The following is a 21,604-nucleotide window of genomic DNA, read 5'->3' as shown; positions in this document are numbered from 1 at the left end:
GTGGACGTGTATACAGATGACAGGCCGATGCTAACGTTTTGATTGTTAATATGTAATATTTATCATTCTCTAAGCAGATGTGGGATCAAATAGGCAATGAGTGCATTTATCCAGTCAATACTGAGTGAATACAGCAGTATTTATGCCAATTCCAGCGCTGTCTTTGTCGCCAACGGGCGGGCGGAACCTCCTGGTATGGCCTATCGACTGCCTCTGCCTCGCCTTGAACTGACGGTTAAAGGTGTGATGACTATGCTGGTGCCGAAAGGCACCGATAAGATAATGCGCTTTGAACAGCCCGTGGGAACCATCACCTATATCCCTGCTAATGGCTGGAATTTGCCTGACTGGTCAACGCCAGTGATTTCCCTTTCGTTGGTTTTTTCGCGTCAAGATATTGGTTTTAGCATGATCAACTGGGATGGACATCAGTTTAAAGAAGTGGAAAAGTTCGCCTTACAACATGCCAGCGTTAATATCCGCGATCACATCCTGCAACTCACGGAAGAACTCGCCTGGTCACAGGACACCACCAGTGAAACCTTCTCTCATCTGGTGCTTGCCCTAGCCAATAACATTTATGATCAACTTAGCCAGACAACGTCCAATCATCTAAACGCTTCGCTGATTGATGATATCAAGTGTTATATAGACAACAACTTTGATCAAAGTGTTAGCCGCGATTCCGTTGCTGCATTTTTTAATATTTCACCCAGCTATTTATCCCGATTATTTTCGCGATCGTCTGAGGTAAAATTTAACGAATACCTTACACAGACTCGTATTGCTAAATCACGCTTACTCTTAATCAATACCACTCTAAAAATACGGGAAATCTCAGCTAAAAGCGGATTCATTGACAATAATTATTTTTGCAAAGTTTTCAAGTTAATAAATGAGTGCACACCGATGGAATATAGAAAAATTAACCGTAACCACTCATTGACGAATAAATCATAAAAAAGGAGGAGATATGTCGTCTCAAAAAGGCACCTCAAAAATTAACATCCTTGCGGTTACCGCTTGCACGACAGGAGTGGCGCATACTTACATGGCAGCAGAAATACTCGAAAAGCTCGCAAGGAAATACGATTTTAACATCAAGATCGAGACTCAAGGAGTCCTTGGTATCAAAAACAAGCTCTTAGAGAGTGACATCGCTCAAACTGATTTGGTGATTGTTGCTGCCGATATTGTTATCGACGAGCCCGCCCGTTTTTCTGGCTGCCGGGTGATTAATGTAAAGATCAGTTCATTACTCATGGATAGCAGTAGTTTATTGGTGAACATCAAAAAAATATTGCATTACTCGAAAGGGAAAACCCTCGATATATAGCCTGTGATGCGGTTTTATTCTATAAAGCCGCATTTGCACCAAGAGCATAATCAACTTGGACATTGCCGGTTCATTATCTGCAAACTTTCAGCATAATTTTGCAAAATTGGCGTTTACCTACCCCACAACAACGACCAGTGGCCACTGGTAAGATTGTTTGTTAACGAAAATGCCTGCTACGGGATTATATATAGATCCCTTACATTAGATGACAGGAAAATTTCCTCTATACCTGTGCGGTAACATCCCCTCCTTTTTACGTAAAAATGTGATATACATCACACTAATCATGCAAAGCAATAGATCGCAAACAATGAAATAAATGGTTTTTAATTCTATAAAAATATTAATTTAATAGTAATTAATGTTATCAAAAATATTTTTAACGCACTAAAAGATCGTTGCTATCTATTTATCAATAATTCCATTATAGAAAAGTCTCATGGTCTTCATTTTTTCTGCATGTAATATCTTCTCGGCGGCGTAAATATATAATGTTGAGATAAAAGGATGCTTGGCGTGTATTACTTATTGGCTTTTATTTTATCGTCATTCCTTGTTGTCATGGTTTCATTCATAACTGGCAGCTATACCATTTTACTTAATGCCACTATCCCATTGGGTTAGAATAGTGTAGGTTGAAGCATGAGTGACGCTATACAGGTCTATAACGTAAAAAGCAGAACAACCAAAAAGAGAATGTACTTTTCTCTATGCTTAATTGTTTTTTTTACATTTCTTTATTTTAGTGTAACAAGTCAAGCAGCGCTGGTTTATATTGCTAGAAATATGATCCCTGATATTTCTGTGTTACCGGATGATTACACAAAATATACCAATAATGTCACTCGTGTTGGTGATCTTCATTATCCGTCAAAATATGGTAGCAGTGATTTTGATATTTACTATCCATCGCAATCCACATCTAAGGCGTCTTTGCCGGTGATTATCTGGGTGCATGGCGGTGCTTTTATTTCGGGTGACAAACGGAACGTGGAAAGCATTGTTTCGATGTTAGCAAGCGCGGGTTATGTGGTTATTGCTATGAATTATCAATTAGCGCCAGAAGCGCGTTACCCTACGCCAGTCTTGCAAGTATACGAGCTGCTTAACTACTTGCCTTCTTTAGTTCAGGCCTATCCGCAGATCGATGACAAACGTGTGTTTTTGGCTGGTGATTCTGCCGGTGCACAGATCTCGGCACAAAGTGTTTTGGCGATGAGTAACGCGACAATGCGTCGTGAGCTGAACATTACGCAGTCTATTCCAGAAAATATAATACGTGGTGTTTTGCTCTTTTGTGGCCCATATAGCGTTGAGAAAACGCTAGCAATTGATAGTCCATTGATAAAACAGGCCTTTGATACTATTGGGTCTGCTTATCTTGGCAAGGAACTATGGCGGCAAAGTAAAGAACTCGAGCAGTTTGATATTATTACTAATGTGACATCAAAATTCCCCCCAACTTTTATTGCGGATGGAAACTATATGTCTTTTTCCGATCAGGGAAAGGCGTTGGCAGATACGCTTAAAAATAAAAATGTGCCTGTTCAAACGACCTTTTTTAATGGGGCTAGAGCTATTCCTCACCAATATCAGGTCGATTTCTCCCGGCCAGAAGCGTGGTTTACCTTTTTTAAAGCTAAAGGCTTTTTGCAACAGTACAGTGAGTGATAAATGATTATTTCTTGTGGTTCTAGCCTCTTGCAATCCCTATTCAAAGAGGACTGCAAGATAGCTATTTGAACCAAATGAACGCTATATGGTTAGCTTTCAGCAACGTCTGCCAGTGCTTTATGGATTACCGCAGAGAGCTCTGCAACATCAAATTTTGCGACATAGCCATTGGCTCCGACTTTACGCACATGATCTTCGTTTGCACTGCCTGACAGTGATGAATGGATCACCACCGGAATATGTTTTAATGCCGGTTCATTTTTAATATTTCGCGTTAGAGTAAAGCCATCCATCTCAGGCATTTCAATATCGGTGAGTACTAGCCCAATGCGGTCTGTAATGGGTTGACCAGCGGCTTTAGCTTCGGCGGCAATGGACTGGATTTTTTCCCATGCCTCTAAGCCGGTGGTGTGCATAAGCGCCGGAATCCCCATCCCTTTCAGGCCTTGTTCCAGCATGGAGCGAGCGACTTTAGAGTCCTCCGCCACAATCGCCAGTGCGCCAGGCTTCAAGGCATAGATTTTCTCTTCGATAGCGTCTACATCGACATCGCGGCCAGAGGGGATGATGTCATACAGAATTTGTTCAACGTCGAGTACTAGCGCCAGATCTTTGTTGCCGTCTTCGTCCTCCATGCTGGCGATACTGGTAATGTTACGGCTACTGACGCCTGAATCGGCAGCATGAACCTGACTCCAATCCAAGCGAATAATGTTATCCACTGACTCCACGGCAAAGGCTTGGGTACTGCGTGCATACTCGGTGATAAGCAGTAGGTTAAGGCCGGTTGTCGGCGTACAGCCAAGCGCTGCGGGGAGATCGATAACCGGCATTATCTGGTCACGGATATTCACCACGCCTAATAGAGGAGACACCATACCCGCTGCACGATTAATTTTTTGCATTGGCACGATTTCACGCAGCTTGAAAACGTTGATCCCATAAAGCTCTGATTTACTTTCGTGTTGACTGGTCCCTAACCGAAACAGCAACAGCTCGAACTTATTGGATAAGGCAAGGTTAGCCCTTTCATCGATATCTTTCTGAAAACTATCCATCTAAACCTCAGTTGCTTATCGGTAGGTGTTGATAACAATGTTGGTAACAACACGAAGAAATTTTCTATAGAGGTTATCGGCAGCAACGGCGGAAAATAGAGTGGTTGAGGGAAAATGATGTGTGACCGAGGAAACAAAATGAGTTTAAAGAAAGCAATTCAAGCTGATGGCTTACACCAGCTTGAGTCTAAAAAGATAATAAATTACAAGCGCATTCCACCAGAGACTTCAATTCGTTGCGCGTTTACCCAGTGATTATCGTCGGATAAAAATGATGCCAGCATTTTTCCGATATCGTCAGGTAATCCAGGGCGGCCTAATGCGGTCATACTGGAGACGAGCTGGTTATCGCGCACCACGCCGCCGCTAAAATCGGTTTGAATTGCTCCTGGTGCCACGGTATTTACTGAGATATTGCGAGGGCGAGATCGTGAGCCATATAGCGGGTGAACACTTCAACGGCACCTTTAACGGTGGCATAGGTCACGCTATTTGGATTAACAAATCGAGTGACTCCAGATGAAATATTCACGATCTGGCCACCATCACGCAGCAGAGGCAGTAATTTTTGAGTCAGGAAAAAGACACCTTTGAAGTTCACTTGAAACTGTAAATCAAACTCTTCCTCAGTGACCTGCATAAACGGCGTATGGTTTGAGATACCTGCGTTATTGACCAGATAGTAGTATCCGGCTCAGATGTTTCATATCTCGAGGACGGTCAGATAGTCATTGATCTGCTTAATAAACGTCTTTAGCAATAATACTTCATCGGCTGTCCACCATCCCATTAAGTGGCCGATAAATAATGCATTGTGCAAATCGTGAGGTGTTTTTATCTCAAACGAATAATCTCGCATCTCCTCCCAAGTACGATCAAAGTTCTGGCATGTCACTATCACACGAGAATCAGAAACCACGCGAGAGTCAGAAACGAACCTCATGATATAGCGTTGGTTATCCTCAGCCAGAAGATATATCTGCTCATTAAATACGCAGAATGAGAATGGAAAGTGGATATTCATAAGTGAGCTAATTATGCCGCGAGTAACATTAACGATGTCCATCGCTGAATACCTACAATCAATACAAGAGTCTTTTATTTATAAACACAGATAAGTGAAAAAGAGAACGATCTTGATCACAGAGTAAATAAACTTAGTAATGGGTTGGGTATTTCAGATGGGGGAGTTAATACCGCATGTTATTTATTAATTGGTGGAAATTAAATCTATGTTTAGAATATTAACAATAAATCTACGTTGCGTCTTCTTGAGAATAGGTGCGTTGACTACGTAGCAGTAACATTTATAACAATTCGTTAATATAAATTAAATTATATTTGTAATAATGCAAAAATATTTTTTTATTTAAATATTCATCCAATATTTCAAATGAAAAAGATCTCCATTTTTTATAACTCAGAAAATAAATAAAGGATCTAATTATCGCGACTCCTATCACATTCAAAGTTGAAATATTTAAGCATACTTCCGGCGTCAAATAATCTGTGGGATGAGAAAATGAAGATATATAATAATCTGCCAGTGACGCTTAACGACATAATCGAGGCCCAGCAAAGGATAAAAGGCCATGTCTATAAAACCGGCATGCCCAAGTCAAACTACCTCAGTGAACGTTGTAACGGCACCATCCATCTTAAATTTGAGAATATGCAGCGCACCGGTTCTTTTAAAATCCGTGGCGCATTTAATAAATTGAGTTCTTTATCTAGAGAAGAGCGTGAGCAGGGCGTTATCGCTTGTTCAGCGGGTAATCACGCACAGGGCGTTTCTCTTTCCTGCGCGATGTTAGGAATTGATAGTAAGGTTGTCATGCCTTGCTGTGCTCCAAGCTCTAAAGTCGCGGCGACAGCAGATTATTCTGCTGAAGTTATCCTGCACGGAAATAGTTTTAATGACACCATATCGAAAGCGCAGGAATTAATTGAAGCAGAAAATAGAATATTTATTCCACCTTATGACGACGTGAAAGTAATTGCAGGCCAAGGCACCATTGGTTTAGAGATTCTTGAAGACCTGTATGACGTTGATAACGTTATTGTCCCTATTGGTGGTGGGGGATTAATTTCCGGTATCGCGATTGCGCTGAAATCAATTAACCCAACAATCAATATCATAGGTGTCCAAGCGGTCAATGTTCATGGTATGGCCAAATCTTTCCATGAAGGACAATTTTTATCTCACCGCACAACAGGTACAATCGCGGACGGCTGCGACGTAGCGACGCCAGGTAAACTGACATATGAGATTGTCAAAGAGCTGGTCACCGATATTGTGGTAGTCACGGAAGAAGAAATTAAGCGCGGCATGATTGATCTTATTCAGAGAAACAAGATCGTGACTGAAGGTGCTGGTGCGCTGGCATCTGCGGCAATATTAAGCGGTAAGCTCAAGGGCTATATCGAAAATAAAAAGACCGTTAGCCTTATTTCCGGTGGGAATATTGATTTATCCAGAATATCCGAGATAACGGGACTGAATCACGTTCACTAATAATATGTTAAGACCCTACTGAGGCTGCGGTAACGCAGCTTCAAGAAAGGGCAAATCCGCGAGGAATATAGTATGACGACAGACAGCGTAACTTATGCAAAACAAGGATCTACGTGGCGAAAATCGGACACCACATGGACTCTGGGGCTATTTGGTACGGCTATCGGTGCAGGGGTTCTGTTCTTCCCTATCCGTGCAGGTTTCGGCGGTTTAATTCCAATCCTCATCATGCTGGTATTGGCCTATCCTATCGCTTTCTTATGCCATCGTGCATTAGCGCGTTTATGCCTATCGGGTAGTAATATTTCCGGCAACATCACCGACACGGTCGAAGAGCATTTTGGCAAAACCGGTGGTGTCATCATCACCTTCCTGTACTTTTTCGCGATTTGCCCACTGTTATGGATTTACGGTGTCACTATCACCAACACCTTTATGACATTCTGGGAAAATCAGCTGCAACTCATGCCGTTAAACCGCGGCTTAGTGGCTCTGGTTCTGCTGATGGCGATGGCTTTCATTATCTTCTTCGGCAAAAACCTGATGGTTAAGGTGATGAGCTTCCTGGTGTTCCCGTTTATCGCCAGCCTCGTTCTGATTTCTCTGTCGCTCATCCCTTACTGGAACGCTTCTGTATTTGAGCAGGTAAGTGCCAGCAGTATTTCTTTACTTGGTCATGATGGTATTTTAGTCAACGTTTGGCTGGGCATCGCCATCATGGTGTTCTCCTTTAACTTCTCGCCAATTGTCTCTTCTTTCGTTGAGTCAAAACGTGAAGAATATGAACCTGAGTTTGGTGCGCAGTTCACCGAAGACCGTTGCTCTAAGATTATCTCTCGCGCCAGTATGCTGATGGTTGCCGTGGTGATGTTCTTCGCCTTTAGCTGCCTGTTCACGCTCTCTCCAGCGATGATGGCCGATGCGAAAGCGCAAAATATTCCGGTTCTTTCTTATTTGGCAAACCACTTCTCTTCTATGTCGGGTGGTAAATCAACGTTCTCAACCGTGCTGGAATATGGTGCTTCGCTGATTGCCCTAGTCGCTATCTTCAAATCGTTCTTCGGTCACTATCTTGGAACGCTGGAAGGTATGAACGGCTTGATCGTTAAGTTCGCATGTAAGGGTGATAAGAAGAAGTACTCGGCTGGCAAACTGAACATGATTAGCATGTTCTTCATCATGGGCTCGACTTGGGTAGTTGCTTATGTGAACCCAAATATCCTCGACCTGATTGAAGCGATGGGTGCGCCTATTATTGCCTCTCTGCTGTGCTTACTGCCGATGTACGCAGTTCGTAAAGTTCCAGCTCTGGCAAAATACAAAGGCAAACCAGAAAACTACTTTGTCACTATCGTTGGTCTGCTGACTATCCTGAATATCTTCTACAAACTCGTTTAATTTAAATTAAAAAAATAGCAGCTAACTCCTCTCTGGGGAGTTAGCTGTGAGGTATCTCTATGTCTTCAAAATCTGTAGTGCTAGTTATTAATTGTGGATCTTCATCTATCAAATTCTCTGTTATGCAGGGAAATAACTGTGATGTGATGATGTCTGGCATTGTTGATAACGTTGGTATTGAAAATACCTCAATGACGATAGATAAAACTATCAGCATTAATTTAAAGACCGGTAGTTATGAAGATGCTCTGAATTCTATCGTCAGAGAATTAGAAAAAAGAAAACTGAGTGAGGCTATTTCTTGTGTTGGTCATCGCATTGCTCACGGTGGCGAAGCTTTTAGCGATGCAACCCTGATTAATGACGAAGTATTGGAAGAAATAACTAATGTTTCCTCTTTAGCTCCGCTGCATAATTACGCTAACTTGGAAGGAATAATGGCGGCACGTCATATATTCCCTGATTTACCCCACGTAGCCGTATTCGATACCGCATTCCATCAGAGCCTAAAACCAGAAGCCTACACTTACGCATTACCACAGCAATATTTTAAGAAATATGGCGTAAGACGGTATGGTTTCCACGGCACTTCACACCGCTATGTTGCTCAGCAAGCTATTGAGCAGCTTGGTTTGGAAGAGAATAATTCAGGCATTATCGTTGCTCACTTAGGGAACGGGGCGTCGATATGCGCAGTGCAGAACGGTAAAAGCGTGGATACGTCCATGGGCATGACGCCGTTAGAAGGTTTGGTGATGGGAACCCGAAGCGGTGATGTTGATTTCGGTGCGCTGGCCTATCTGGCAGATAAAACCGGTAAAACGCTGGATGACCTGATGTTTATGGTAAACAAAGAGTCTGGGTTATTGGGGATTTCCGGCCTTTCTAGCGATCTGCGCGTGTTGCAGAAAGCTTATGAGGAGGGGCACGAAGGGGCTCAGTTGGCGATTAATGTCTTTGTCCATCGTTTGGCCCGCCATATTGGCGGCCACGCCGCATCACTGACCAAGCTTGATGCCATCATTTTCACCGGTGGTATTGGGGAAAACTCCGAGCTTATTCGTCAGCTAACGCTCGACCATCTGGCAGTTTTCGGTCTGGAAATTGATGAAGTTAAAAATCATCTACGTCGCACCGGTGACGCTGAGATCATTACTTCTTCATCTTCCAAAGTAATTGCCGCCGTAATCCCCACCAATGAAGAAAAGATGATTGCGCTGGACGCCATGCGAGTGAGTTCCACTGCTGAAAATATCGCGTTCGCATAACGTAGTGAAATAAAGCTGAAATAAATACTCTTTTCGCCCCTATATTCGATAGGGGCGATATCATCGTATACGGAGTTGATGAATGAATATCGATCTAGATGTATGTGAGAATATATTTACCGACGCATGGAACGGATTTTCTGGCTCACAATGGAAAGAAGAAATTAATGTAAGAGATTTTATTCAAAATAACTATACGCCATATGAAGGCGATGAATCTTTCCTTTCCACCGCCACCGAAGCCACCACTAAACTGTGGGAAAAAGTGATGGAAGGTGTGCGGCTTGAAAACGCCACTCATGCGCCGGTTGATTTTGACGATAATATCGCGACAACTATCACGGCACATGCTCCGGGATATATTCATCAAGATCTGGAAAAAATTGTTGGATTACAAACTGAAAAACCACTGAAACGCGCGTTGTTCCCGTTTGGTGGTATTAATATGATTGAGAGCTCTTTTGAAGCTTACAATCGCAAACTGGATCCTAATTTTAAATACCTTTTCACCGATATTCGTAAAACCCACAACCAAGGCGTATTTGACGTTTATTCTCCAGAAATGCTGCGCTGCCGTAAATCGGGCGTTTTGACAGGCCTGCCTGACGGCTATGGCCGTGGGCGCATCATTGGTGATTATCGCCGTGTGGCGCTGTATGGCATTCGTTATCTGATCCGTGAAAGAGAGCTACAGTTTGCCGATCTGCAGGGCAAGCTGGAAAAAGGGATTCAGCTTGAGCAGGTGATCCGTCAGCGTGAAGAGCTTGCTGAGCAGAAACGTGCGCTGCAGCAGATTCAGGAAATGGCGGCGAAATATGGTTTTGATATTTCACGCCCGGCGCAGAATGCACAAGAAGCGATCCAGTGGCTTTACTTTGGCTACCTGGCTGCGGTGAAATCACAGAACGGCGGGGCGATGTCACTGGGACGGACGTCTACTTTCCTTGATATTTATCTGGAGCGTGACCTCAAAAACGGCGTCATCAACGAGCAAGAAGCCCAGCAGCTGATTGATCATTTCATTATGAAAATCAGAATGGTGCGTTTTTTACGCACTCCTGAGTTTGATACGCTGTTCTCCGGCGATCCGATCTGGGCAACGGAAGTCATCGGCGGTATGGGCTTAGATGGCAGAACGCTGGTAACGAAAAACTCATACCGCTATCTAAATACGCTTGAAACCATGGGGCCATCGCCAGAGCCAAACCTGACGATTCTGTGGTCTGAGCGCCTGCCGAAAGCGTTTAAAGCCTATGCGGCGAATCTCTCGATTGCGACGTCATCGTTACAGTATGAGAACGATGATTTGATGCGCCCTGATTTTGACAGCGATGACTACGCGATTGCCTGCTGCGTTAGCCCTATGGTGGTTGGTAAGCAGATGCAGTTCTTTGGCGCACGTGCCAACTTGGCTAAAACCCTGCTGTATTGCATCAACGGCGGCGTGGATGAAAAGCTGAAAATTCAGGTTGGGCCAAAAGTACCTGCCATGACCGATGAAATATTGGATTACGACAAGGTGATGGCAAGTCTGGATTCGTTCATGGACTGGCTGGCGGTACAGTACATCACCGCACTGAACGTCATCCACTACATGCACGATAAATATAGCTATGAAGCTGCGTTAATGGCATTGCACGATCGTGACGTTGTACGCACCATGGCGTGTGGTATTGCAGGGCTCTCCGTTGCCGCTGATTCTCTGGCAGCGATTAAATATGCCAAAGTGCGTCCAATTCGCGATGAAAGTGGCTTGGCGATTGATTTTGCTATCGAAGGGGAATATCCGCAGTTCGGTAACAACGATCAGCGGGTAGACGATATTGCCTGCGATTTGGTTGAGCGCTTTATGAAGAAAATTCAGAAACTGCCAACTTACCGTGGTGCTGAGCCAACGCAGTCTATTCTAACGATCACCTCTAACGTGGTTTACGGACAGAAAACCGGTAACACCCCTGATGGGCGTAGAGCGGGTACGCCGTTTGGTCCAGGCGCTAACCCGATGCACGGACGCGATCGCAAAGGGGCTGTCGCTTCGTTAACATCGGTGGCGAAGCTGCCGTTCAAATATGCGAAAGATGGCATTTCATACACTTTCTCGATTGTTCCCGGCGCACTGGGCAAAGACGAATTCATTCGTAAAAACAATCTGGTTGGTCTGATTGATGGTTATTTCCATCATGAAGAAAACGTGGAAGGCGGCCAGCATTTGAATGTGAACGTCATGAACCGTGAAATGTTGCTAGATGCGATTGAGAACCCGGACAAATATCCGAGCTTAACTATTAGGGTATCGGGATATGCAGTGCGTTTTAATGCGTTAACGCGTGAACAGCAACAAGACGTCATTTCGAGAACTTTCACCAGTTCGCTGTGATCGATTAGTCGCGTTTGATCCTAAATGCCTCGCAAAGCCTGCGAGGCATTTTTTATGGGCCTGAGGGGGACGTTTTGCCTCACAGATCTACGCTAAACCAGTACCACCCTGAATTAAGTAAGGCTATTCTATACATAAGTTTTCTACATGGAGAGGTCATACATATGTATAAAAGCATTTTGGTGCCGGTAGATATTGAAGAGGATATTCTGACTCAAAACGCACTGCGCCACGTTGAGTATCTGGCAAAAATGGCAGATGCAGACGTTCATTTCTTATATGTACTACCCGATGCACAGGCTTTCGTCACCGCTTACTCGTTTGGCATCAAAGAGTTTGAAAATAAAGCGGTTACCTACGCGGAAGAGAAAATCCGGGAACTTATTCAGGGCGTTGACCTGCCTAAAGATCGCATGTCATACACCATTCGCTTCGGCACACCGCGCGACGAAGCATTACAGCAAGCAGATGAAATGGGCGCAGATCTGATTATCGTCGGGTCGCATCGTCCAAGCGTGAAAACCTATCTGTTGGGCTCCAACGCCGCAGGTATCGTGCGTCATGCAAAAGTGAATGTGATGGTGATTCGTTAGTTTTCACCCCTTCAGTACTTCTGATTTTTCAATGAAAGGGAGCCTTCCGCAGGCTCCCTTTTTTATTAATCTATTGTGCTCATTAATTGAGTAGCAACAAGCAGGATAAATCATCATTTGCATTGATCTGATCGATGTATGCGTTTAGCTCTTTTGCTAAGTTGTGGTTGTGGTTATAGACCATATGGAATGAGCCAAAAAGTTGCATGATTTCTTCCTGAGTCACGTCTCGCGTCATGGATATCATCGATATTTGAGTTTTCAGATAAAAATAATCCGCAATCATCAGATAGTATTTACGCAGGATGTCGCCCATCTCATCGCCGGGAAAAGCGTTGTTGTACATATGGTAAAGAATATAATTCTTCACTACATGTTCTTCAGATAGGCAACTGTTGGCTAGCACCTTTTCCCATTGTAGATTTAAAACTGTGAATTTTTCCTGCACCTTAGCTTCGTTGGGTTCTTTATCTAGCTCTAAATAAGTTGCGAGATTCAGGTGATTTTGCACCATGAAGTTGCGGCCGCGACGAAGTTTTTGAATAGCGGTGCCAAAGACACTCAACAGCATCAATTTCATGCTGGCTGAGCTACTAATTTGTTTACGCTGTTTGGTAATTTCTCCACTCGCCAACTGATTCTGCAGATTTAAGAAAAGAGAGTCTAGATTCTCGACGTTGGTTTCAACTTCATACTTAATCTGCTGTAAATAAAGGATCAGATGTACGATGGCGAGTAAATTATCTTCGATAGTAGGGCTGTCAGCCATGATGAGGTGGCTGCAAAATAAATTGATTAATTGACTGGTTTGAGAGCGATCTGCGTTTGCTCCCTTCTGCTTAATTCGTACGGCCGTTTCAACAATTAATTTTTCATGCTCATTCACTAACATGCTATCTGGCTGAAATAACACTTGATTAACCACTTCGGGGCAAGCCATCGTCAGGCTGAGTAAGGTCTCGTTTGCATACTGTTTTTTTAGTCGAGGGAATGTTTTGCAAGTCACACTCAGCGCATTGGGTCCCATTTCAGCATGGATAGTGCAGAGTTTATCTGCAGTTAGCATTGGACAATTCCCTGACTCATCTACTTTGACCATTGCAAATTCATTGTAGCCTTTGCGGGTTAACAGCAGAGAGTTTTTGGCAAAAGAGCGAATCTTTTCGTGGTGGGCATTGGTGTATTTTTTGTAGGTTTTCTTATCAATTAAGATCTGCCAGCCGGAACAGCAATGATCAATACATTCTGTTCCAGAGCATTGGAATCGGGTGTAAAAATTTGGGGTAACGGTCTTATGTGTTTTCATGTGCTAGCCAGTGATGGGTTTCTAGTAATGTTTAAATTATCACCAGCACGTTTTTTTGATCTTTGAATAAGCGTGAGAAAAATAGGCTAATTTAAATCACTGTCATGTTTGACTCAGCATCTGACGGTAACTACGTTTTTCCCTCATTGATTCATTTAAACCTAGCTCCTGTGCTTTTTGCTGTAACTCTTGCAGCAAGCAGGGAAGCGCGGATTCATCGTCGGTCATAATGGCAATCTCGGCGAAATGCCCGAGCGTTGGCAAGTGATCTATGGTGATGTGATAGCACCCAAGAAAATAGATGCTACGGTTTTTTTCCATACGCAGGCTTGGGACAAAACCCAGCTTTTTGACCATACTGGCGACTTTTTCACAGTCCTCGATGTTAATTGCTTCACACTCTGAGGCATCTGGCCCCTTCACTATCCACAGCTTGATTCCAGACGGCTGCATTTCACGAATGCACATGCTGACGCCGTGATTTACCAGTGGAGAGCTGGGAAGCTCGTAGTAGCAGTCAATTTCGCGATTATCAAGATGGAAGGGCTCTGCCCCTGCCGCGGTGATGCGCTGAAGAAAGGCTTCAGGCTCGCTGAGATGGAATTTTAGCTCAGCTTCGTATTTTCCAGAGAAATGCTTATTCGTCATAATGATAAATGGGCCTTATTGCCGATAAATTATTGTCACCATCATAAGCCATAAGCATTGCAGTTTGAATAACCGGATTGCACAATGATACGGCATTGCCGACTCATTGCGCCGCCAAGGTTCAGAAGGCGCCTGATATATTTGCAAGGCAGTTATTCAAAAAACATATCATTATAATTCTTAATATTAGATAGCAGATCAATCACTGTTTTAAACAGAATATAGGGTCGAAACTTCGTTATTGATGGCAGTTTTAATAATGGTCATTCACTGATTATTAATGGGAATCTAAAAATCAACGGTCAATTACACCGACTACGGTCATTTCCCGACGTAGAGACTCTACGTGAGCTGGCCATCAATGGTGGTTCAACAGATATCCGTAATCAGGCGTTGGATCGACTCGCAGAGATAAATTAGGCGAATGTGATGGAAGTCATCGTGTTTGCGGAAATCAATTTATATTAATTTTTATTACAAAATAACTCGATAATTTATTGGGTTATTTTTAAGTGTACTCGAATCTCAAGAATAGTTATTACATCAGGTTACTACTTATGAATGCTTCTTTAAATGAAAATAATTTTGAATTATATGATGGCGATATTGGTGAAGTGAAATATCGCTTAAATGTGCCGGGGTTACCGCTATCTCACTACCGGCAAGGTTGTCGAATCGTATTGCGTCCTTTGCGTAAAAGGCGATTACGGTATGACCCTATTTTAGTTGTTATCATTGTATATGCTTTACTCGCTTTGGCTAATATGGCGCTGGCTCGGTTTGATATCACCTTGTTTATGACAGTTTTTCAGGAAACTGACGACGCAGACTTCGGTTTTAGCCATAGATGGTGGGGGGCTAGTGTCATGGTTTTCTTTCTCTATGCTGCTCTCTTTGGATTCTTTTTCGCGTACTTTAAGTTTTTGCGCTGTAACCGGCGTTTTCAGAAAAGGGCTCACGATTATAGCCGATTGGCAGAGATGAATTATTGTCTCGAGCTTGGGGAATATGGTTTAAGGTGCCAGACCAAAAATGGTATTAGTTGCTATAGGTGGGATTGCGTCACCAATTTTACTAACCATAAAGGGATGTCATTTATTTCATTGTTCGCTACCAGTTTCTTATGGATACCGGATGATTTAGAAGGCTATGACCGCGATGCCGTTTCTGCTTTCATTCGCAGCAAATTGACTCGTCCTATCTGATTGCACCGTGTGAGAAGCCATTTATTATGGCTTCTCTGTCGTGAGGGAAATCGGTCTAATTTGTGACGTAAGTACGAAATATTCGCATTCCTACCTGAGTTCCTCATATTCCTCCTGCGACATAAAGTTTCTATTCATGTAAAGATTCGTGATCAATATTATGGCTAAGTAACGAATTCTATATATCTGTCATATTTCAATCCTCATTTTTGTAGGCTATGTTCATTCCCCCGAATCACTGACTAGAGTAGCTCGTCGGGATTCACTCACTTGCTGTCTCAATGTAACTCGAATTATTTTTTGTATATGCTTACCGAGATGAAAATTATAAATATCACTATGAGGTAAAAAAATAAAATCGTTGTTCATATATGTCATCCGCATGAAGTCTAAAATAATCAAAATACACATTAATATATTGTTTTTAATGGTATTTTATTTGTTTTTGTATCGAAACCTATGCACTTTACAACAACGATAAAACGGGGCAATACTAGCAGCGCGTTAACAAAGCCAAAAACGATATAGCATTGAATAAACCTGCTTAGATAAATGCTTATTCTATAAAGTATGGCGACTAGTGTTCTGAGAATATATTAAAATATCCTCAGCACGACTAATCGTTATGTCTATTTATCTGTAAGGATAAAAACATGATGAAAGTATTAATTGTTGAAAGTGAATTTTTACATCAAGACACCTATGTCGGAGCGGCGGTTGAACGACTGGCTGATGAACTCGCGCGTCAAGACATCGAAGTGTTAAAAGCGACTTCATTTGATGACGGTTACGCCATTCTGTCTGCGAATGAAGCTATTGATTGCCTGATGTTCAGCCGCGGTATGGATGATTCAGCAGAGCAGGCTCTGGCACAGCAATTGCTGAATAAGTTACATGAACGCCAAGAGAATGTGCCGGTATTCCTACTCAGCGACAGAGAAAAAGCGACTCAGGAACTGAGCCGCGAGATGATGGAGCAAATCGACGAATTTGCGTGGATCCTTGAAGATACCGCCGATTTTATTGCAGGTCGCGCCGTTGCTGCGATGAAACGTTATCATCAACAACTATTGCCACCGCTGATGTCGGCATTAATGAAATATAGCGATGTTCATGAATACTCATGGGCGGCTCCGGGTCATCAGGGCGGCGTTGGTTTTACCAAAACGCCAGCCGGACGCTTCTATCATGATTATTACGGCGAAAATTTGTTCCGTACTGATATGGGGATCGAGCGTACCTCTCTGGGATCTCTGCTCGATCACACCGGCGCATTTGGCGAAAGTGAAAAGAACGCCGCTCGCGTATTTGGCGCAGATCACTCCTATTCTGTGGTCGTAGGGACTTCAGGTTCCAACCGCACCATCATGCAAGCCTGTATGACCGAAGATGACGTCGTGGTCATTGACCGTAACTGTCATAAATCTATTGAGCAGGGGCTGATTCTGACCGGTGCTAAGCCTGTCTACATGCTCCCTAGCCGTAACCGCTATGGCATTATCGGGCCAATCTATCCTCAGCAAATGCAGCCTGAGGTTATTAAAGAGAAAATAGCTAACAGCCCACTGACTAAAGATAAAATCGGACAGCAGCCGTCTTATAGTGTCGTCACCAACTGTACCTATGATGGTGTTTGCTACAACGCGAAAGACACTCAGGGGCTGCTGGAAAAAACCACTGATCGCATTCACTTTGATGAAGCATGGTATGGTTATGCCCGTTTTAATCCGATGTATCACAACCACTATGCGATGCGCGGTGAACCTACCGAGAACGATCGCAATGGCCCAACGCTGTTTGCGACTCACTCTACACATAAGCTGTTGAATGCGCTGTCGCAGGCGTCTTACATTCACGTACGTGATGGCCGTGGCGCGGTGGATTTCTCTCGGTTTAATCAAGCCTACATGATGCATGCGACCACTTCGCCGCTGTATGCGATTTGCGCTTCTAACGATGTTGCTGTTTCTATGATGGACGGCAATAGCGGCTTGTCACTGACTCAGGAAGTGATTAATGAAGCTGTGGACTTCCGCCAAGCGATGGCGCGTTTATATAAAGAGTTCACTCAGGATGGTGACTGGTTCTTTAAACCTTGGAATCAGGAAATTGTCACGGATCCTGCCACCGGTAAACAAATGGCATTCGAAGATGCCCCAGCTGAGCTGCTGGCGACGGAGCAAAGTTGCTGGGTGATGAATCCGGGCGACAACTGGCACGGTTTTAAAGATCTACCTGAAAACTGGAGCATGCTTGACCCCATTAAGGTCAGTATTTTAGCGCCGGGTATGGGTGATGATGGTGAGCTACAGGAGAAAGGGGTTCCGGCTGCTCTGGTTACCGCTTGGCTGAGCCGTCACGGTATCGTGCCAACACGTACCACTGATTTCCAAGTCATGTTCCTGTTCTCGATGGGGGTAACGAAAGGGAAGTGGGGAACGTTGGTTAACACCTTGCTTTCGTTTAAACGCCATTATGATGCCAATACCCCGCTATCTCAGGTTCTGCCTGAGTTGGTAGACGATTATCCTGAGGTCTATGGCAAGTTAGGTCTGCGTGATTTAGGCGATAAGATGTTTGCCTATCTGCGTAAAAATAACCCTGGAGCTAAGCTGAATGCGGCATATTCGGGTCTTCCTGAGGCGGTGATGACGCCACGTCAGGCTTATCAGTCTATTGTTGCGAACAAGGTGGAGATGGTTGCGATCGACGGTCTGGTCAACCGCGTTGCAGCCAACTCCATCATCCCTTATCCACCAGGAATCCCAATGTTACTGTCTGGTGAAAACTTCGGTGGCGAAGATAGCCCACAGATTGGCTACCTGCGTGCCCTACAGGCTTGGGATCATGAATTCCCTGGTTTCGAACATGAAACCGAAGGGACTGAAATTATCAACGGTGTTTACCATGTGATGTGTGTTCGCACAGAGTAACTATCGTTGGTGATGTAGCAAAGACACCACAGCAAAAAACAATAAAGTTTTATCTCTTGTCGTATCTGCGCGGGCATGTCCCGCGCTTTTTTTATCTCTAATGTTTACTTTTTAATCTGTAATCGAGTAAATACCCTGCGTAAATAAATTTATACGGCTCTATTTATCTTTTAGATATTGAATAATTAGAAAAGCACTGTATTTTATTCACTGGCATTTGAATCATCATATGTATTACTTTTTCTTTTATGTCTTATTACTCTAGTCGATAAGTCTAGTTTAGTAGCGGCATTTTATTCTTTACGTCTGTAGGATGTCTTATTATGAAACTTAGTAGCAACGACAATTGTGTTGTCGTTTTAACTCGAAAAGATGTCACCGTTAATTTCAACGAAGAAAATGAAATCACGTTCAAAGCTAATCACATGATGCTCATCTCTTGTGAAAATAACGTAATAGATTTCTCAGAATTAGAACCTTCAGCGGTGCTGCATTTGAATAGAGATGTAATAAAAGACTATATCCATTTTTTAAAAAAAGACATCAGTCAAGTGTCTCCCAATCTACGCTCTGTACCGTGTTTTATGGTTGAGCGGTGTCAAACCCCCCACATCTTTCAAGAGGCTGCACGTCTCTCTCAAGAGACGCTAACCAGCGAAGTTGATCTCGAACGTAGACGTTGCCTTGCCTTCACGGTTCTGTCTATTTTTCTCAATAATAACAGTCTGATACCTTTCCTTATTCGTGAGGTGAGAAGCAACTTAAGCGCTAACGTTTACAACATTATTCAAAGCAATATGCACAAAGAGTGGAGTTTGACTTCAGTCGCCAGTTGTCTGTGTTTAAGCCCTAGTTCATTGAAAAAAAAGCTAAAAAATGAAGATACTACCTACAGTAAAATCATTACTGACTGTAGAATGCGTTATGCGGCAGAACAACTACTTGTTTTTAATAAAAATATTTCTCAAGTTTCCTCTCTATGTGGTTATAGCAGCACGTCATATTTTATCTCAGTCTTTAAAGAATATTATGGTGTCACTCCTCTAAACTATGTACACCGTAGTCGAGAACGAATGACTGCATAATTCTCTTATTAAAATGAGTAAATATCATTTAATATAATTTATCGCTAGCTATTCTATATATATTTTAAGTTTGAAAAGTTATGTAATCTTTTTATGTTTTATCTTTATATATATAGTTTTATCTAAATGGTTGTCGGCTAAAAATATGCTAATAATGGAGATATTCACGGTTAGCCTCTGGAATGATCTCACTCTGAGCGTAATATTAGTTTTCCACTAAAACTTCTATTTAACTTAAGGTTAGATTATGTCTACGGATTCTGAATCTCATAAAGTGGGACTCATTCCTGTTACTCTCATGGTGTCAGGTAATATTATGGGTTCTGGCGTATTTTTATTGCCGGCAAATCTAGCATCTACCGGCGGGATTGCAATCTACGGATGGTTGGTGACCATTATTGGCGCGCTAGCGCTGTCAATGGTCTATGCCAAAATGTCGTCTTTAGATCCCAGTCCCGGCGGCTCTTATGCTTATGCCCGTCGTGCTTTTGGCCCTTTTCTTGGTTATCAAACCAACGTGCTGTACTGGCTTGCCTGCTGGGTTGGTAACATCGCGATGGTGGTTATCGGCGTAGGGTATCTCAGCTACTTCTTCCCCGCGTTAAAAGATCCAATGGTGTTAACCATCACCTGCGTTGCCGTACTCTGGATTTTTGTTTTACTCAACATCGTTGGGCCAAAAATGATCACTCGGGTGCAGGCCGTGGCAACCGTCTTGGCCTTGATCCCAATTGTAGGCATCGCGGTGTTCGGGTGGTTTTGGTTTCGGGGCGAAACCTATATGGCGGCGTGGAACGTCAGTGGCCAGGGGACATTTGGCGCCATTCAGAGCACGCTTAGCGTGACGCTCTGGTCATTTATCGGGGTTGAAAGCGCCTCGGTTGCTGCCGGTGTTGTGAAGAATCCTAAACGTAACGTCCCGATTGCCACCATCGGTGGGGTTTTGATTGCTGCGGTGTGTTATGTGCTCTCCACAACCGCCATCATGGGGATGATTCCAAATGCTGCGCTGCGTGTCTCCGCGTCTCCTTTCGGCGATGCTGCTCGTTTAGCGTTGGGAGATACCGCAGGGGCCATCGTTTCTTTCTGTGCTGCTGCGGGCTGTTTAGGCTCGCTTGGCGGTTGGACGTTACTGGCCGGTCAAACCGCAAAAGCGGCTGCAGATGACGGATTATTCCCTCCTATTTTTGCCAAGGTCAACAAAGCAGGTACACCGGTAGCTGGTTTGCTGATTGTGGGTGTGCTGATGACCATTTGCCAATTCGGCAGCATTTCACCTAATGCGGCGAAAGAGTTTGGCCTTGTTTCGTCAGTGACCGTTATCTTTACGCTGGTACCTTATCTCTATACCTGTGCGGCGCTGCTATTGCTAGGGCATGGTCATTTTGGCAAATATCGCGCTGTGTATATTGCGATTGTCAGCGTTGCCTTTATCTACTGTATTTGGGCAGTGGTGGGGTCCGGTGCGCAGGAGGTTATGTGGTCATTTGTTGTACTGATGGTGATTACCGCCATGTATGCGTTGAACTATAACCGTCTGCATAAAAATCCATATCCATTGGATGGCACCAATCCTGACGGATCGCTGAAAGCTCCGTCGAGCAACTAAAAGCAGGCACAAGTCATCGAATATAAAAACCGCAGTGGTTTCTGCCCTGCGGTTTTTACGATCCCAACTTAGGCCAGCGCGCTGCGTTGCTGTAGGGCAACTAAAGCAGCAAGTGCACGTTGAGCATCGTCTTCCGGGACGAAAATATGGTCATGGTAATAGGCGGCTACTACGTTCGCGCTGATGCCATTCTCGGCTAGCTCGGTGGCGATAGCGGCAGTTAAGCCAACAGCTTCAAGACTAGAGTGAACCGTTAGCGTAATTTGGCAAAAATTGCTGCTGACGTCTAATCCGGCGGCTTGGGCATTTTCTCGCGGTAAGATCAGGGTGAGCCCTTCGGCTTCAAAAAAAAGGCCAAGCGGATTGAGGCTGCTAGCCTGTTCCAGTGTTAGATTCTGGCTGGTACAAAATACAAAGGTATTCGGATTCAGTGCTGGCTCCATAGAGGCCAGTAGTTGAGTGATCTCTTTTATTCCGCTCATGTTGAATTCTCCATTCCGTTTTTGCGCAAGCGTAGCGGGCTATTAATGTGGTGTTAAATTAAAAAAAGTTTGCTGCAATTAGGTATGCTTATAGGCATATAGTAATGCTCTGCG

The 21,604-nt window shown here is 43.7% G+C and carries 17 protein-coding genes and 1 pseudogene; 12 read left to right on the top strand and 6 right to left on the bottom strand.

Translation table 11 applies throughout. The features are described 5' to 3' along the window. The first annotated feature begins 195 nt into the window (after window positions 1–195). From HMPREF3091_RS00300 to HMPREF3091_RS00290, 3 genes are all read left to right on the top strand, one after another. Window positions 196–960, top strand: a complete 765-nt coding sequence (locus HMPREF3091_RS00300) for an AraC family transcriptional regulator (protein WP_246839930.1) — start codon at window positions 196–198, stop codon at window positions 958–960. Window positions 961–973: 13 nt separating this feature from the next. Further along, window positions 974–1,336: a PTS fructose transporter subunit IIB gene (locus HMPREF3091_RS00295; RefSeq protein WP_004091200.1), complete on the top strand. Its 363-nt coding sequence runs from the start codon at window positions 974–976 to the stop codon at window positions 1,334–1,336. Window positions 1,337–1,981: 645 nt separating this feature from the next. Further along, on the top strand, window positions 1,982–3,010 hold the full coding sequence (locus HMPREF3091_RS00290) for an alpha/beta hydrolase (RefSeq protein ID WP_070713135.1): 1,029 nt from the start codon (window positions 1,982–1,984) through the stop codon (window positions 3,008–3,010). A gap of 92 nt (window positions 3,011–3,102) precedes the next feature. Here HMPREF3091_RS00290 and HMPREF3091_RS00285 read toward each other — a convergent pair whose 3' ends face one another. The 3 genes and pseudogenes from HMPREF3091_RS00285 to HMPREF3091_RS00270 all read right to left on the bottom strand — a co-directional run bounded on the left by HMPREF3091_RS00285 (window position 3,103) and on the right by HMPREF3091_RS00270 (window position 5,137). Further along, the gene (locus HMPREF3091_RS00285; RefSeq protein WP_070713132.1) at window positions 3,103–4,071 is read right to left on the bottom strand and encodes a chemotaxis protein; all 969 of its coding nucleotides are present in this window, start codon (window positions 4,069–4,071) and stop codon (window positions 3,103–3,105) included. A gap of 203 nt (window positions 4,072–4,274) precedes the next feature. Then, a pseudogene (locus tag HMPREF3091_RS21920) lies at window positions 4,275–4,753 on the bottom strand (SDR family NAD(P)-dependent oxidoreductase); the annotation flags it as partial. 21 nt (window positions 4,754–4,774) lie between these two features. Then, on the bottom strand, window positions 4,775–5,137 hold the full coding sequence (locus tag HMPREF3091_RS00270; protein ID WP_070713125.1) for a hypothetical protein: 363 nt from the start codon (window positions 5,135–5,137) through the stop codon (window positions 4,775–4,777). A 456-nt stretch (window positions 5,138–5,593) separates the two neighbouring features. Between HMPREF3091_RS00270 and tdcB the strand changes: the two genes are divergently transcribed. From tdcB to HMPREF3091_RS00245, 5 genes are all read left to right on the top strand, one after another. After that, window positions 5,594–6,586, top strand: coding sequence for a bifunctional threonine ammonia-lyase/L-serine ammonia-lyase TdcB (gene tdcB / locus HMPREF3091_RS00265; RefSeq protein WP_004091192.1), 993 nt, complete (start codon window positions 5,594–5,596; stop codon window positions 6,584–6,586). A gap of 72 nt (window positions 6,587–6,658) precedes the next feature. After that, complete coding sequence (tdcC, locus tag HMPREF3091_RS00260) at window positions 6,659–7,984, top strand: threonine/serine transporter TdcC (protein WP_004091190.1); 1,326 nt, start codon at window positions 6,659–6,661, stop codon at window positions 7,982–7,984. Between the two features lie 59 nt (window positions 7,985–8,043). Then, on the top strand, window positions 8,044–9,252 hold the full coding sequence (gene tdcD / locus HMPREF3091_RS00255) for a propionate kinase (RefSeq protein WP_035502794.1): 1,209 nt from the start codon (window positions 8,044–8,046) through the stop codon (window positions 9,250–9,252). Window positions 9,253–9,334: 82 nt separating this feature from the next. Continuing rightward, the gene (gene pflB, locus HMPREF3091_RS00250; protein WP_070713120.1) at window positions 9,335–11,629 is read left to right on the top strand and encodes a formate C-acetyltransferase; all 2,295 of its coding nucleotides are present in this window, start codon (window positions 9,335–9,337) and stop codon (window positions 11,627–11,629) included. Window positions 11,630–11,793: 164 nt separating this feature from the next. Beyond that, window positions 11,794–12,222, top strand: coding sequence for a universal stress protein (locus tag HMPREF3091_RS00245; RefSeq protein WP_008815601.1), 429 nt, complete (start codon window positions 11,794–11,796; stop codon window positions 12,220–12,222). Between the two features lie 82 nt (window positions 12,223–12,304). Here HMPREF3091_RS00245 and fliB read toward each other — a convergent pair whose 3' ends face one another. Together fliB and HMPREF3091_RS00235 are read right to left on the bottom strand one after the other, a co-directional pair. Continuing rightward, a complete protein-coding gene (gene fliB, locus HMPREF3091_RS00240; protein ID WP_070713117.1) occupies window positions 12,305–13,528 on the bottom strand; it encodes a flagellin lysine-N-methylase in 1,224 nt (407 codons plus the stop codon). A 102-nt stretch (window positions 13,529–13,630) separates the two neighbouring features. Continuing rightward, window positions 13,631–14,176 (bottom strand): class IV adenylate cyclase, encoded by a 546-nt coding sequence (locus HMPREF3091_RS00235; RefSeq protein WP_070713114.1) that lies wholly within the window; start codon window positions 14,174–14,176, stop codon window positions 13,631–13,633. 557 nt (window positions 14,177–14,733) lie between these two features. Between HMPREF3091_RS00235 and HMPREF3091_RS00230 the strand changes: the two genes are divergently transcribed. From HMPREF3091_RS00230 to adiC, 4 genes are all read left to right on the top strand, one after another. Further along, window positions 14,734–15,381: a hypothetical protein gene (locus HMPREF3091_RS00230; protein WP_070713111.1), complete on the top strand. Its 648-nt coding sequence runs from the start codon at window positions 14,734–14,736 to the stop codon at window positions 15,379–15,381. 656 nt (window positions 15,382–16,037) lie between these two features. Next, window positions 16,038–18,314, top strand: a complete 2,277-nt coding sequence (gene adiA / locus HMPREF3091_RS00225) for an arginine decarboxylase (RefSeq protein WP_070713172.1) — start codon at window positions 16,038–16,040, stop codon at window positions 18,312–18,314. Window positions 18,315–18,637: 323 nt separating this feature from the next. Next, window positions 18,638–19,399: an AraC family transcriptional regulator gene (locus HMPREF3091_RS00220; protein ID WP_070713109.1), complete on the top strand. Its 762-nt coding sequence runs from the start codon at window positions 18,638–18,640 to the stop codon at window positions 19,397–19,399. 247 nt (window positions 19,400–19,646) lie between these two features. After that, entirely contained in the window at window positions 19,647–21,008 is a 1,362-nt protein-coding gene (adiC, locus tag HMPREF3091_RS00215; RefSeq protein WP_004091146.1) for an arginine/agmatine antiporter, read from the top strand. Between the two features lie 68 nt (window positions 21,009–21,076). Here the strand turns inward: adiC and HMPREF3091_RS00210 are convergent, their stop codons facing one another. Continuing rightward, window positions 21,077–21,490, bottom strand: a complete 414-nt coding sequence (locus HMPREF3091_RS00210) for an ACT domain-containing protein (RefSeq protein ID WP_004091143.1) — start codon at window positions 21,488–21,490, stop codon at window positions 21,077–21,079. Window positions 21,491–21,604: the final 114 nt, after the last annotated feature.

Source organism: Hafnia sp. HMSC23F03 (assembly GCF_001816025.1).
GTDB classification, from domain to species: Bacteria; Pseudomonadota; Gammaproteobacteria; order Enterobacterales; family Enterobacteriaceae; genus Hafnia; species Hafnia paralvei.
Note: the sequence above shows the minus strand (reverse complement) of the source record. Positions and strands in the feature narration are given on the sequence as shown.